The sequence below is a fragment of the Natronobeatus ordinarius genome, assembly GCF_024362485.1.
In the GTDB taxonomy this organism is placed as follows: domain Archaea; phylum Halobacteriota; class Halobacteria; order Halobacteriales; family Natrialbaceae; genus Natronobeatus; species Natronobeatus ordinarius.
Genome location: NZ_CP101456.1, coordinates 1343095 through 1355947 on the forward strand (window position 1 = coordinate 1343095; position 12853 = coordinate 1355947).

The window sequence follows — 12853 nt, forward strand, 5'->3', positions numbered from 1 at the left end:
CGGTACGGTCACAGCGGAGTGAGGTCGGACCTCACTCGCAGCGCCCGTCGTCACCGAACTCGAGCACGACCGCGTCGCCGGCCTCCAGGCCGAACGCCGCCTCGCCCCGTCCCTGATTGACGTCGAGTTCGACGTTGCCGTGACTGCCCACGGTCGCCAGCCGCTCGCTGGGCTCGACGGCGGCGAACGTCTCGCCGACCGGGACGCACTCGCCGTTGGCGACGACGACCTCTCGCCCCTCGAGGTAGGTGCCGGAAACGTTCGTGATCACGTTACCGAAGCCGTCGACGACCAGCACTTCGCCGACTGCGCGCTCGCCGTCGACCGTCGCCTCGGGGAGCTCGAGGTCGACCCAGTCGTCGGTCAGAGAGAGGTACGGGAGCGTCTCGAGGGAGTCGACACCGGTTTCGTGAACGTCGGCGGCCGCGGGGGCGAAGACGTCTCGGCCGTGGAAGGTGGTGCTCTTTTGCCCACGCGAGCGGCCAGTCCGCTCGGGACGGAGGTCGTCGTGGTCGTCGTCGACGAGGAACGCCTCAAGCGGGGCGTCGACGGCGAGTTCTCGGGCTACCGGGAACAGCACGCCGTTGTCCGGTCCGACGAGGGCGTGGTTGCCGGCCCGGACGACGAGCGCGTTTCGGTCGGTGCCGACGCCGGGATCGACGACGACGAGGTGGACCGCTGGCGGGAAGTACGGCAACAGCTCGCGGAGCCAGAACGCCGCGGCACGGATATCGCCGCGGGGGAGGTCGTGCGCGACGTCGACCAGGCGGGCGTCGGTTCGTCGGAGGATGACGCCGCGCATGGCGGCCGGATAGGGGGTGCCGAAGTCCGAGGCGAGCGTGAGCATCTCACCGGTCGTTCGCGTCGTACTGGCCGTTCGAGTCGCTCTCGCTCACCATCTGGATGCGTTCGATGCCGCCGATCTCGTCGACGACCTCGACGACGGCCTCGGGGACGAGTCGCTGCCAGTCCTCGTCGCGGATCATTCGCTCGCGGACCTCGGTCCCCTCGAGCACCTCGCGGTTGAACATCGGCGACTGGCGGACTGGAACGCCGGCCTCGCGAAAGAGCTGGATGACGAGCGGGTTGTTCGAGTAGGCGACGTCGAAGTCGGGGCTCATGCTCTGGACGTGACTCACCCACACCGAGTTGCGCTCTAAGTCCTCGATCGGGACGGCGTAGGTGACGAGGTCGAAGTCGACGAGTGCTTTCGTGATCATCATGATCCGTTCGCCAGCGGTGAACGGGTTTTTCACCGAGTGTGAGTCGCCGGCGCTTCCGATCCCGAGGACGAGTTCGTCGACGTCCTCGGCGATCCGTTCGACCATGCTGTGGTGGCCGTTGTGGTACGGCTGGAAGCGACCGATGTAAAAGCCCCGGCTCATGCTCGTATCTTGCCGTTCTGCCCCTTAAGACTGGCGAGGTCGGCTGGCGGCCGGAATTGCCGAATTCACAGGATCTGACGCTCGAGCCGACGGCCTGGCGTCGGTCGTGAGGGAGAAAGTATATCAATCGCAGTCCCTTCGGTTCGAGTACTGAACACAGTTCTATGAGTAACGACACGAACGTTAACGACCCTCCCGAAGACTCGAGCCAGGATGCTCCCGACGAGGAGCAGACGGAGCGAGCGGGAGACGCCCGGTCGGTCCTCGAGGAGGACGGCCGGGACGACGTCGTCGATCGCCCCAGCGAGTCCCTCGACGATCCCGATGAGTGGGACGAGGACGGGCGCGACGACGACTTCGAGAGCGGCGTTGACGAGGAGGAAGACGACATCGAGACCGTCGAGGACCTCGGGAGCGAGGTCGAGGTCGATCCCGGCGTCGAGATCGACGAGGAGGCCGCCGAGGATGATCTCGTCGGTGGGCTCAAGATCGACTCGACCGAGGACATCGAGGTCCCCGATCGGCTCGTCGACCAGGTGATCGGACAGGACGAGGCACGGGACATCATCATCAAGGCTGCAAAACAGCGCCGCCACGTGATGATGATCGGCTCGCCCGGGACGGGTAAGTCGATGCTGGCGAAGGCGATGAGCCAGCTCCTGCCGAAAGAGGACCTCCAGGACGTCCTCGTCTACCACAACCCCGACGACGGCAACGCGCCGAAAGTCCGGACGGTTCCCGCCGGCAAGGGCGAACAGATTATCGAAGCGCACAAAGAAGAGGCCAGAAAGCGCAACCAGATGCGATCGATTCTGATGTGGATCATCATCGCGATCGTCATCGTCTACTCGATTCTCGTCGGCACCATCCTTCTGGGTATCATCGCGGCGGGTGTCATCTGGCTCATCTTCCGGTACACCTCTCGCGGCACCGACGCGATGGTGCCGAACATGATCGTCAACAACGGCGATCAGCGCACCGCGCCGTTCGAGGACGCCACCGGCGCCCACGCGGGTGCACTGCTCGGCGACGTCCGCCACGACCCGTTCCAGTCCGGCGGTATGGAGACGCCGAGTCACGACCGCGTCGAACCCGGCTCGATCCACAAGTCCAACAAGGGCGTGCTGTTCGTCGACGAGATCAACACGCTCGACGTCCGCACCCAGCAGAAGCTGATGACGGCGATCCAGGAGGGCGAGTTCGCCATCACGGGCCAGTCAGAGCGCTCCTCGGGTGCGATGGTCCAGACCGAGCCCGTCCCCTGTGACTTCATCATGATCGCTGCAGGGAACTTAGACGCGATGGAGAACATGCACCCCGCGCTGCGCTCGCGGATCAAGGGCTACGGCTACGAGGTGTACATGGAGGACACCATCGAGGACACCCCCGAGATGCGCCGCAAGTACGCCCGCTTTATCGCCCAGGAAGTCGAGCGAGACGGTCGCCTGCCCCACTTCACGCGCGAGGCAGTCGAGGAGGTACTTCTCGAGGCCAAACGCCGTGCCGGCCGAAAAGAGCACCTCACGCTCCACTTCCGCAACCTCGGCGGACTCGTCCGCGTCGCGGGTGACATCGCCCGCGCGGAAGACGCCGAGTTCACGACTCGCGACCACGTCCTGCAGGCGAAAAACCGCTCGCGCTCGATAGAACAGCAACTCGCCGACGACTACATCGAACGGCGCAAGGACTACGAGCTGCAGGTCACCGAAGACGGCGTCGAGGGCCGCGTCAACGGCCTCGCCGTCATGGGAGAGGACTCCGGTATTATGCTCCCGGTGATGGCCGAAATCGCGCCAGCCCAGGGTGGCGGAAAAGTGATCGCCACCGGGCAGCTCAAGGAGATGGCCGAGGAGTCGGTCCAGAACGTCTCGGCGATCATCAAGAAATTCTCCGACGTCGACCTCTCGGAGAAGGACGTTCACATCCAGTTCGTCCAGGCCGGCCAGCAAGGTGTCGACGGCGACTCCGCCTCGATCACCGTCGCAACGGCGGTCATTTCGGCACTCGAGGACATCCCGGTCGATCAGTCGATCGCGATGACCGGCTCGCTGTCGGTCCGCGGGGACGTCCTCCCCGTCGGCGGCGTCACCCACAAGATCGAAGCGGCCGCGAAAGCCGGCTGTGAGAAGGTCATCATCCCGAAGACCAACGAACAGGACGTGATGATCGAAGACGAGTACGACGAAATGATCGAGATCATCCCGGTCTCGAACATCAGCGAAGTGCTCGAGGTCGCCCTGATCGGCGAGCCCGAGAAGGACTCGCTGCTCGCCCGGCTCAAGCAGATCACCGGATCGGCGTTCGACCAGCAGGTCGCCAGCGGAACCGGTGGCCAGAGCCCGAGCCCACAGTAAATGCCGCAGTGGGGGACGTTCGCCGGACTGACGGGCGTCGTCCTCGCACTCCTTCTGGCGCTGTCGTATCTCACCCAGACCGCCTTCGACGCCGACCGATCGACTGTCGAGCACGCGGACGAGTCGCCAGGACACGACGGCGTCGGTTCGCCCCTCGAGGACGGCACCGACGCCCCACTTCATCCCGGCTGCGGACCGGTGGAAGATCGAGCCGACTCGAGCGACCGTGAGCCGGCTGTGGACCCGAGCTCCGAACTCGAGACGCCCGTCGAACCGACCGGCGGAGACGAACGCGAGCGGGCCCCGGCTGAACCCGGGCCACCGGAATCGCTGTCGACTGGCGAGTTACTCGCGAACGTCGCGATCTCCCAGGGGCTCTTCGCGGGGCTGCTGCTCGGCGCGATCGTCTACACGGGAATTCCGGCCGCAGCGCTCGGGATCGCGTTCACGCGCGAGTACCTCGTCGCCGGCCTCGTCGTCGGTACCGTCCTCGGCCTCGTCCTCTACGTCGCGAACGAACTCGGTTCGGCGAGCGCGAAGCGACTCGGATTCGACCCCGACGAGACGCTGCGGGAGCTGCTCGCGCCCGAGTCGGCCGGCGGCTGGCTCGTCCTCTTGCTCGTCGTCTTGCCGATCATCGCGGTCTTCGAGGAACTGCTCTTCCGGGCGGCGCTGATCGGCGCGCTCTCGGTGGGCTTCGACCTCTCGCCGTGGCTGCTCGCAGTCGGCTCCTCGATCGCCTTCGGCGTCGGCCACGGGATGCAGGGACGGGTCGGGATCGTCGTCACCGGGACGCTCGGGTTCGCCCTCGCGGCGGCGTTCATTCTCACCGAGAGCTTGCTGGTCGTGATCGTCGCTCACTACCTGATCAACGCCCTCGAGTTCGTCGTCCACGAGGGGCTCGGCCTCGAGTGGACGGAAACCCTCAGAAGCGATAGTGGTCGTTGAAACGAGCGACACCCGATCACAACCGACCGGTCAGCCTTCGCAACGAGGCCGAGGCTGGCCGCGGACGTTCGTGATCGGGTGTGCACTGACGTTTAACGACTATTATAAGGGAGACGACCCCGTCGTCGGTGACATGAGTGGTCTCGAGGAACTTCCGGAGTCGGTCCACCGGATGTTGCTGTTCGCGGTCGTACTGTACTTCGGCCTGGTTATCTACGGTGGCGTCGCCGGCAACCCACTGGCGCTGTTCGCCTCGCAGGTGCTGTTCGGCCTCATCGCGATCGGCCTCGGTGGACTCCTGGTCCGGCAGGCGGACGGCGAACGGTCGCCGATCCTCGCCGCGGGCGTCAGCCTCGCCATCGGCGGGGCCGCCCAGCTGGCGTGGTTCGTTTTCCCCAACCGGATACTCAACGACATCGCCTCTATTGGCGTCATCGTCGGCATCGTCCTCTACGTCTACGCCGTCTGGGTCGCCGATTGATACTATAGTACTCGTTGAAACGATTTATACCCGGTCACAGCCGAGCGGCAGCCTCGGCCTCGTCGGCGAGGCTGCCCGCCAACGGTCGTGACCGGGTGTGCAACGACTTTCAACGGTTACTATAGCGGGTGAACATCCGCGGATTTTCATCCCCGGTATGATCAGCGGGATCTGATGTGTGTCGTCGATACCATTAAGTGAGACGGTACTGCTGTTCGACGCCGGTCACACGACCCCGGAAGTGACGATCATGATGAGAAATCCCACAACAAAGAGGACAACACCGACGGCGCCGTTCCAGCTGACTGTTCGGGTCAGTGTCTCACCATACGTTGAAGCGCTAAAGATCGCAGTCGCGTCGACGGTTCGTTCCGATCCGGAACCGGTAACTCGGCCGAGAACGCCGACCGTGTCTCCCGGTTGTAGACAGTGTTCGGTGTACCTGCTGTGCCGTTCGTCGATCGGGTTGGCACGTCCGTAGCGGAGTCGGTGGGCCATCGACACCGACTCCTGAGCATCCGATTGTGCACATGTCGGGAGCGTAAGTCGTGAATCGGTTGGATCGATCGCGATCGTTCCAGTGTCGTCTTCGAGCAGAAACTGCTGGTGGTCGGTCGACCGATCGTCGACGGTCCAGAACGTATGGGCATCCGTTTCGGCCCGGAGGTTCGTCTCGAGTCGAGCATCGTAGGCTACACATGGCGTGTTACTGTACGGCGTTTGCAAAAGCGACCCGGCAGTGCCGGCGACAGTCCCAGTCAGTGTGACGATATCACCGTCGAAGCTATCCCGGACTGTCGATGCGGTACCAGCAGTGAACTGTCGGTACTCGCCGTATCTCCCGGCGGCGATCCCGGCGAGTGTGCCGCCAGCGATCAGCAAGACGAGACCGACTTCGTATGCGGTGATCCCATACCGCTCGATCGCCGGTGAGCCGCCGGCGACCGTCAGGCCGATCGCACTCGCGCAGATGATCACCACACCGGCCAGCGTCGTTCGGTTGAGTCCGTGTCGGTGGGCCACGAGACGGAGTGTGGTTACGGTTCCAGTTCTGACGACAACCGCGTAAAGTAGTAGTACAAAAACCGAGACGAGAAGACTAAATTCGAGAACTGCACCGATCATTAGTCAAATGTTATTTAGCCCATGGATAATAGTGTTGGTTCCGACGAATGTCGTTTCTGTCGGCCGGTTCGACAGGCGATAGCAGCTGTCAGCGATCGGAACCGACCGCACCTGTCGCTCTTCGATCGAAAGTAGGTGAGAGGAGTGACTCTAACGACTCAACTCGACGCCGCCTAGCGATTAAACAGCGCCGATCAGAGCCCCTCGAGCGAGCGGAGCTTCTGTTCGACCGCGGGCGGCGCCGCGCTGGGTCCGTCGCGGACGCGGTGGTCGGGGATGAGCAGCGGGGTGGGGTTCTCGTCGAGCGCCGTCCGAACGAGGATCAGGTCGTCGTCGTCCTCCGGATCGAGTTCGGGCGTCATTCGGGCGAGCGCCGTCACGCTCACCTGCTCGCCGTAGGGAATCGACCGAACCGCCTCGAGGACCGCCCGCTGGTCGGTCGGGACGGTGAGCGCGATCTGCACGTCCTCGAAGTCGACCTCGGTCACGCCCTCGAGATACTCGAAGATACGATCGAGAAGGGGGTGATCGTTCGCCGCGTCGGCCTCGGCGTGTTCGGGAAACGAGACGGAAAGGACGCGCCCGCTCGCGATGCCGAGCTGAACGAATCGCTCGAGGTACGTCGATTCCCTCGCGTAGATCCCTGCTTCCGATGCCGCTTCCATGTCCGGCCGGAGGGTCGGCGGCGACTTGAACGTTCGCCAGTTCGCGCGCCGATGGCGCAAGGTTTTTGTACATATGAGTACGTCGATGTACAACAATGAACTCAGATGGTGCGGTCGCGCCTGCGGTGGCGTCGATCCTCGAGGCCGCCCGGAAGCGAGCGGGAGGTGAGCGCGTCTCCGTCGACGCCCGACCGGTTCGGGAGGTGCTCGCCGCCGCGGCCGACGACGGCCGCGCGCCGGTGATCGCGGAGGTAAAGCCGACGAGCCCGACGACCGACGGGACGCGTCAGGACGATCCGGTCGACCTCGCCCGGGCGATGGTCGCAGGCGGCGCAACCGCCATCTCCGTCCTCACCGAGCCGACGCACTTCGGCGGCTCGCCGGAGGCGCTGACCCGCGTGCGCGAGGCGGTCGACGTTCCCGTCCTTCGCAAGGACTTCGTCCTGCGCGAGGAACACCTGGACGTCGTCGAGGCCGACCTGCTGCTCCTGATCGTCGCCTTCGTCGAGGACGAACTCGAGTCGCTGCTCGAGGCCGCCCGCGAGCGTGGATTCCAGCCGCTCGTGGAGGTCCACGATGTCGACGAACTCGAGACGGCGCTCGAGGCGGGCGCGGAGCTCGTCGGGGTGAACAACCGGGATCTGACGAGACTCGAGGTCGACCTCGACACCTTCGAGCGGGTGGCCCCCCACGTCCCCGACGACGTGACGCTGCTCGCCGAGAGCGGCATCTCGACGCCCGAGGACGTCCGGCGGATGCGCGAGGCGGGCGCCGACGGCCTGCTGGTCGGGAGCGCGATCATGGACCACGGCGGCGAGGGCGACGTCGAGGCGAACACGCGGCGGCTGGTCGAGGCCGTTGCAACGGCGAGCGACGACACACGGGTGACGGAGAACACATGAGCGAGAGCACGTTCGGCAACTACGGCGGACAGTACGTACCGGAAGCGCTGATGCCGGCCGTCCAGGAGCTCGAGGACGCCTACGAGCGGTACGTCCTCGGAAACGAGGACGGCTTCATGGACGAGTTCCGCGAACGGATGCGCGAGTTTGGCGGGCGGCCGACGCCGCTCCAGCGCGCGGACCGACTGAGCGAGCGCTACGGCCGGGAGATCTACCTCAAGCGCGAGGACCTCGTCCACGGCGGCGCACACAAACTGAACAACGCGCTCGGCCAGGTCCTGCTCGCGAAGTACATGGGCAAAGAGCGGATCATCGCCGAGACCGGTGCGGGCCAGCACGGGACGGCGACCGCGATGGCCGCCGCCCACCTCGAGATGCCCTGTGAGATCTACATGGGCCGCACCGACGTCAACCGCCAGCGGCCGAACGTCTACCGAATGCGGATGAACGGCGCCGCGGTCAACCCCGTCGACGCGGGTCGGGGCACGTTGAAAGAGGCGATCAACGAGACGATGCGCGACTGGGCGACGACCGTCGAGACGACCCACTACGTCATCGGGAGCGTCGTCGGCCCCCACCCGTTCCCGACGCTGGTCCGGGACTTCCAGGCCGTCATCGGCGAGGAAGCCCGCGAGCAGGTGCAAGCGCAGGCGGGTCGGCTGCCCGACAGCGTCGTCGCCTGCGCCGGTGGCGGCTCGAACACGATGGGGGCGTTCCACGCGTTCGTCGACGATGTGGAGAGCGCGGAGCCATGCTCCGCGGATGACTCGAGCGGGCAGGGCCCGCGAGAGCACGTGGCGCTCTACGCCGTCGAGGCCGGCGGCTCGAGCCTCGAGATCGACGAAGAGGCGGGTCTCGCGCCAAACTCGGCGACGCTCTCGACGGGTACCGACGGCGTCCTCCACGGCGCGATGACGAAGCTGCTCCAGAGCAACGAGGGCCAGATCATGGAGTCACACAGCGTGAGCGCCGGCCTCGACTACGCGGGCGTCGGCCCCGAACTCTCCCACCTCGTCGAGTCCGGCCGCGTCACGCCCGTCAGCGTCGACGACGACGCCGCGCTGAACGCCTTCCACCGGCTCTCGCGGCTCGAGGGGATCATCCCGGCGCTCGAGTCGAGCCACGCGCTCGGCTTCCTTGAGGAACGGCACGAGGAGCTTGGCGACCTGGTCGTCGTCAACGTCTCCGGCCGGGGCGACAAGGACCTCGAGACCGTCCTCGAGGAGACCGAGAAACGCGACCTCGAGGCCGCGCCGGACGTGGAGGTGTTCGACCAATGACCCGTGAGAGCGAGATCGAGCGGGCGATCCGAAAGAACCACCCTGCGCTCATCACCTACCTCACCGCGGGCGACCCCTCGCTCGAGGACACCAAAGCGTACGTCGAGGCGCTCGATCGTGGCGGGGCGGACCTGATCGAACTCGGCCTGCCCTTCTCCGAACCGATCGCGGAGGGGCCGACGATCCAGGCGGCGATCAACCGCGCGCTCGAGGCCGGGACGACGCCGGAGGGCGTTTTCGAGCTGGTCGAGGACCTCGACGTCGAGGCGCCGCTGCTGGTGATGACGTACTACAATATGATCCTCCAGTATGGGACGGGTGCGGACCCGGATCCGTTCGTCGAACGGGCCGCCGAGGCCGGCCTCGCGGGGCTCATCATCCCGGATCTTCCCGCCGAGGAGTCGGGACCGCTGCGCGCGGCCTGTGACACCCACGGCCTCGACCTCGTGTTCATCGTCGCGCCGACGACCGACGGCGAGCGCCTCGAGACGATCATGTCCCAGGCCTCCGGCTTCGTCTACGTCCAGGCGCGACTCGGCACGACCGGCGCGCGCGCGGACGTCTCGACGGCGACCCACGACAGCCTCGAGCGCCTCGCCGAGTACGACGAGGTGCCCAAGGCGGTCGGCTTCGGCGTCAGCGAGGGCGACCACGCCGCCGAAATCGTCCAGGCGGGCGCCGACGGCGTCATCGTCGGCAGCGCCCTGATCGACCTGATCGCCGAGGGCGACGAGCCGGCGGCCGCCCTCGAGGCGAAAGCGCGCGAACTCAAACGCGGCGCCGACCGTGGGACAACGATGCCCGAACCAGAACAGCCTTAACTGGAAGCTTGCTACCCTCTCTCATCATGAACGCAGGACTCGACGCACGACTCGACCGGATCGGAACCGACGGAAAGTACCTCATCGTCCCGATGGACCACGGCATCACGCTCGGAGCAGTCACGGGACTGCGCGACATCGAATCGACGATCGACGCGGTGACACGCGGCGGCGCGGACGCCGTACTGACACAGAAAGGAATCGCCCCGCGCGTCCACCCGAACAAGAACGAGAAGGGCTACATCGTCCACCTCAACGCCTCGACCTCGATCGGCCCGGACTCGAACGACAAGCGCATGACCGGCACGGTCGAGGAGGCCATCCAGGTCGGCGCCGACGCCGTCTCCTTTCACATCAACGTCGGCTCGAACTACGAACCCGAACAGCTCACCTGGCTCTCCGAGATTACCGCCGACGCCGCCCGGTACGGCATCCCCGTCCTCGCGATGGCCTACGCCCGTGGCCCCGACGTCGAGGGTGACGACCCCGAGGCGCTCGGTCACGCCGTCCGTCTCGCCGAGGAAGTCGGCGCCCACGTCGTCAAGACCGGCTACAGCGGCGACGCCGAGAGCTTCGAGTACGTCGTCGACTCCACCCGTCTGCCGGTCGTGATCGCCGGCGGCTCCCGGGGCACCGACCGCGAGACGATCGAGATGGTCCGCGGCGCGATGGACGCCGGCGGCGCGGGCGTCTCGATGGGACGGTCGATCTTCCAGCACGAAGAGCCCGAAGCGATCGCCCGCGCCGTTTCCGGCGTCGTCCACGACGACCTCGAGACCGACGAGGCGCTCGCCGAGGCCGGGCTCGCGCTCGAGGCCTGATACGGTCTATTGTGATTCGTTACCGGTGATCGCCGCCCGTTCGAGCGATCACCGGTAACACGTTACAATGATCCGTATGGCTACCGTTCTCGCAATTCTCGCCGACCGACTCACCGAATCCCGAGCGGATCGCGCTCGATGAGGTGCTCGACCACCGCCGAGCCGACGTTCGCGGCGTTTTCGACGGCCAGTTCGAGACTTTCGGGGACGCCCTCGAAGCTCTCGTCGACCGACTGGTCCGGCGCGGGTCGATCGTAGTTCGCGACGGCGCGGACGCTCAGGTAGCGCTCGAGGAGTCCGAATCGCTCGAGGGCGGTCGCCGTCGCGGCGTCTTCCATCTGGGTCGTCGCGTAGGGGGCGACGTCGTAGGCCTCACAGAGCCACTCGACCTGGCGGGCGACGCCCGCGCCGTGCCAGAACTCGTCGCCAGTGACCGTCGTCCCGACGGCGACGGCAGGCGCGTCGTCGCCCGCGTCCGGATACCGTCGCTGGTACTCGCGGGCGGTCTCGTCTACGGACAGGCCGACCCCGTCCGCGGCGGCGACTGCGGCGTCGACGAGTTCGCCGTTCAGGTGGGTGACGGCGTTCTCGGGCTGGTAGGTGAGGACGTCGATCCACGAGTGGTCTCCGTCGCGTCCCCAGCGGTGTTTTCGATCCCAGTCGAGGATCGCGTCGGCGACGAACACGGAGCCGAGCGCCGCCGTCGCCGGCGACGCACCCGCGATGCCCGCAGAGACGACGTACGCCGACTCGAGGTCGATCCCCGGGTTCGTCAGCAGGCTGGTGACGGTCGTCGCCGCCTCGCGCTTGCCGAGTCCGGTCGTCGTGACGGCGACGCCCGTTTCGGTCAGGTAGACCGGTGAGTCGGCACCGGGCACCGCGAGGGCGTCGACGAACTCGTTGCGCTCGAGCCACGGCCGCCGTTCGTCGAGCGGTGGGTCGAACGCGACCGCTGGGAGGACGAGTGCCGACGGGCGGACGGGGTCGTGGGGCTCGGGCGATCGTGGTTCCGGAAGGTCGAGGTCCGTCATCGGTCGTGCCTCCGCGCGACGGCGAGAAGTATCCTCGGTCTGCGGGGGCGGGTTGCTGTCTCGAGCGATCGGCGCAGTTGTTCGGCGGAGCCGAAACGGTTACTTCGGCCCCGTTCGATCGCCCGACCGTGACCGCCGACGTCCCGGTCGAGGAGGCGATCATTGCTGAGGCGCGCGTCCACGCCCGATCGGTCGACATCGACGTCGACCTCGAGCGCGTCGAGTGGGCCGTCTCGAGCCGTGCCCGGCGGCGGGCGGGTGCCTGCCGGTGGGACGCCGAGCGCGAGATCGCGACGATCGTCCTCACTCGGCAGGCGTACGAGGCCTACGACCCGGAGGCGTTCGCAGCGGTGGTCCGTCACGAGCTCGTCCACGCCTGGGAGTTCCAGCGCTTCGGCGAGTCGGGGCACGGCCCGCGGTTTCGCGAGCAGGCGGCGCGGATCGACGCGCCGCGTCACTGCGAGGCGTTCGCCCGGCCGCGGTACGTCCTGCGGTGTCTCGACTGCGACTGGCGCGCCGGCCGCCACCGGGCGTCAAAGCCCGTTCGCACGCCGGAACGCTACCGCTGTGGCTCCTGTGGTGGCGACTACGAGGTCGAACACGTCGACAGCGGACGGACGTGGACGTGTGCGAGCGGGTACGGTGGCACGAAGTCGGCGCTGGACAACCGGTGGTGACCGGAGTTTCGCTGTGGAAGGAGCTTTGACGGCCGATTCACTCGCCCTCCAGCTCGCCTCCGGCGTCGAGTTCTGGGTCAGTTTCGGACTCGAGTTCCGGCTCGGCTTCGGACTCGAGGTCCGGCTCCGGGGTCGTCGAGATCGTTTCCGGATGGAGCTCAGAACCGTCGGCGCCTCGGAGCATCTCGGTCTCACAGACGGCACACTGGAACGGGTACGCCGGCACGCGATCGTCCACGAGGAGTACCTCGTACTCGCCGGGATGTCGCCACTGATGGCCGTACAGGCGGCAGTGCCAACTCATGTCGTGAGAGACGACCCCACGGCGGTTAACGGTGTTGGGTGCCTCGACGGGAGGTATCG

The 12853-nt window shown here is 66.5% G+C and carries 14 protein-coding genes; 8 read left to right on the forward strand and 6 right to left on the reverse strand.

Going from position 1 to position 12853, the window contains the following annotated elements; translation table 11 throughout:
- Positions 1-31 precede the first annotated feature (31 nt).
- Together NMQ09_RS06925 and NMQ09_RS06930 are read right to left on the reverse strand one after the other, a co-directional pair.
- On the reverse strand, positions 32-847 hold the full coding sequence (locus NMQ09_RS06925; RefSeq protein WP_255193857.1) for an SAM hydrolase/SAM-dependent halogenase family protein: 816 nt from the start codon (positions 845-847) through the stop codon (positions 32-34).
- Position 848: 1 nt separating this feature from the next.
- Positions 849-1385: a nicotinamide-nucleotide adenylyltransferase gene (locus tag NMQ09_RS06930; protein WP_255193859.1), complete on the reverse strand. Its 537-nt coding sequence runs from the start codon at positions 1383-1385 to the stop codon at positions 849-851.
- A gap of 164 nt (positions 1386-1549) precedes the next feature.
- Between NMQ09_RS06930 and lonB the strand changes: the two genes are divergently transcribed.
- The 3 genes from lonB (at position 1550) to NMQ09_RS06945 (ending at position 5168) form a co-directional block, all read left to right on the forward strand.
- Positions 1550-3739 carry an ATP-dependent protease LonB gene (lonB, locus tag NMQ09_RS06935; protein ID WP_255193861.1) on the forward strand — a complete coding sequence of 730 codons (2190 nt, stop codon included), beginning with the start codon at positions 1550-1552 and terminating at the stop codon, positions 3737-3739.
- Positions 3740-4687, forward strand: coding sequence for a CPBP family intramembrane glutamic endopeptidase (locus NMQ09_RS06940; RefSeq protein ID WP_255193864.1), 948 nt, complete (start codon positions 3740-3742; stop codon positions 4685-4687). It begins immediately after the preceding gene.
- Between the two features lie 133 nt (positions 4688-4820).
- Entirely contained in the window at positions 4821-5168 is a 348-nt protein-coding gene (locus NMQ09_RS06945) for a hypothetical protein (RefSeq protein WP_255193866.1), read from the forward strand.
- Between the two features lie 225 nt (positions 5169-5393).
- On the opposite strand, the gene NMQ09_RS06950 is transcribed toward NMQ09_RS06945, so the two are convergent.
- Positions 5394-6149 carry a hypothetical protein gene (locus NMQ09_RS06950; RefSeq protein WP_255193868.1) on the reverse strand — a complete coding sequence of 252 codons (756 nt, stop codon included), beginning with the start codon at positions 6147-6149 and terminating at the stop codon, positions 5394-5396.
- A gap of 338 nt (positions 6150-6487) precedes the next feature.
- Positions 6488-6958 carry an MGMT family protein gene (locus NMQ09_RS06955; protein WP_255193871.1) on the reverse strand — a complete coding sequence of 157 codons (471 nt, stop codon included), beginning with the start codon at positions 6956-6958 and terminating at the stop codon, positions 6488-6490.
- Between the two features lie 95 nt (positions 6959-7053).
- Between NMQ09_RS06955 and trpC the strand changes: the two genes are divergently transcribed.
- The 4 genes from trpC to NMQ09_RS06975 are packed head-to-tail and all read left to right on the forward strand — an operon-like array spanning position 7054 to position 10782.
- Entirely contained in the window at positions 7054-7860 is an 807-nt protein-coding gene (gene trpC, locus NMQ09_RS06960; RefSeq protein ID WP_255193873.1) for an indole-3-glycerol phosphate synthase, read from the forward strand.
- Positions 7857-9140 carry a tryptophan synthase subunit beta gene (trpB, locus tag NMQ09_RS06965; protein WP_255193874.1) on the forward strand — a complete coding sequence of 428 codons (1284 nt, stop codon included), beginning with the start codon at positions 7857-7859 and terminating at the stop codon, positions 9138-9140. The genes trpC and trpB overlap by 4 nt, the downstream gene beginning before the upstream one ends.
- Positions 9137-9961 carry a tryptophan synthase subunit alpha gene (gene trpA, locus NMQ09_RS06970; protein WP_255193875.1) on the forward strand — a complete coding sequence of 275 codons (825 nt, stop codon included), beginning with the start codon at positions 9137-9139 and terminating at the stop codon, positions 9959-9961. The genes trpB and trpA overlap by 4 nt, the downstream gene beginning before the upstream one ends.
- A gap of 26 nt (positions 9962-9987) precedes the next feature.
- A complete protein-coding gene (locus NMQ09_RS06975; RefSeq protein ID WP_255193876.1) occupies positions 9988-10782 on the forward strand; it encodes a 2-amino-3,7-dideoxy-D-threo-hept-6-ulosonate synthase in 795 nt (264 codons plus the stop codon).
- Positions 10783-10892: 110 nt separating this feature from the next.
- Here NMQ09_RS06975 and NMQ09_RS06980 read toward each other — a convergent pair whose 3' ends face one another.
- A complete protein-coding gene (locus tag NMQ09_RS06980; RefSeq protein ID WP_255193877.1) occupies positions 10893-11813 on the reverse strand; it encodes a purine nucleoside permease in 921 nt (306 codons plus the stop codon).
- Positions 11814-11941: 128 nt separating this feature from the next.
- On the opposite strand from NMQ09_RS06980, the gene NMQ09_RS06985 reads away from it, so the two are divergent.
- On the forward strand, positions 11942-12490 hold the full coding sequence (locus NMQ09_RS06985; RefSeq protein WP_255193878.1) for a SprT family zinc-dependent metalloprotease: 549 nt from the start codon (positions 11942-11944) through the stop codon (positions 12488-12490).
- A gap of 37 nt (positions 12491-12527) precedes the next feature.
- On the opposite strand, the gene NMQ09_RS06990 is transcribed toward NMQ09_RS06985, so the two are convergent.
- Positions 12528-12794, reverse strand: a complete 267-nt coding sequence (locus NMQ09_RS06990) for a hypothetical protein (protein WP_255193879.1) — start codon at positions 12792-12794, stop codon at positions 12528-12530.
- Positions 12795-12853 lie beyond the last annotated feature (59 nt).

Excerpts from the sequence above, each read along its gene's own strand:
- NMQ09_RS06925 (WP_255193857.1), bottom strand. The coding sequence starts at position 847 with ATGCTCACGCTCGCCTCGGACTTCGGCACCCCCTATCCGGCCGCCATG.
- NMQ09_RS06930 (WP_255193859.1), bottom strand. The coding sequence starts at position 1,385 with ATGAGCCGGGGCTTTTACATCGGTCGCTTCCAGCCGTACCACAACGGC.
- lonB (WP_255193861.1), top strand. The coding sequence starts at position 1,550 with ATGAGTAACGACACGAACGTTAACGACCCTCCCGAAGACTCGAGCCAG.
- NMQ09_RS06940 (WP_255193864.1), top strand. The coding sequence starts at position 3,740 with ATGCCGCAGTGGGGGACGTTCGCCGGACTGACGGGCGTCGTCCTCGCA.
- NMQ09_RS06945 (WP_255193866.1), top strand. The coding sequence starts at position 4,821 with ATGAGTGGTCTCGAGGAACTTCCGGAGTCGGTCCACCGGATGTTGCTG.
- NMQ09_RS06955 (WP_255193871.1), bottom strand. The coding sequence starts at position 6,958 with ATGGAAGCGGCATCGGAAGCAGGGATCTACGCGAGGGAATCGACGTAC.
- trpC (WP_255193873.1), top strand. The coding sequence starts at position 7,054 with ATGAACTCAGATGGTGCGGTCGCGCCTGCGGTGGCGTCGATCCTCGAG.
- trpB (WP_255193874.1), top strand. The coding sequence starts at position 7,857 with ATGAGCGAGAGCACGTTCGGCAACTACGGCGGACAGTACGTACCGGAA.
- trpA (WP_255193875.1), top strand. The coding sequence starts at position 9,137 with ATGACCCGTGAGAGCGAGATCGAGCGGGCGATCCGAAAGAACCACCCT.
- NMQ09_RS06975 (WP_255193876.1), top strand. The coding sequence starts at position 9,988 with ATGAACGCAGGACTCGACGCACGACTCGACCGGATCGGAACCGACGGA.
- NMQ09_RS06980 (WP_255193877.1), bottom strand. The coding sequence starts at position 11,813 with ATGACGGACCTCGACCTTCCGGAACCACGATCGCCCGAGCCCCACGAC.
- NMQ09_RS06990 (WP_255193879.1), bottom strand. The coding sequence starts at position 12,794 with ATGAGTTGGCACTGCCGCCTGTACGGCCATCAGTGGCGACATCCCGGC.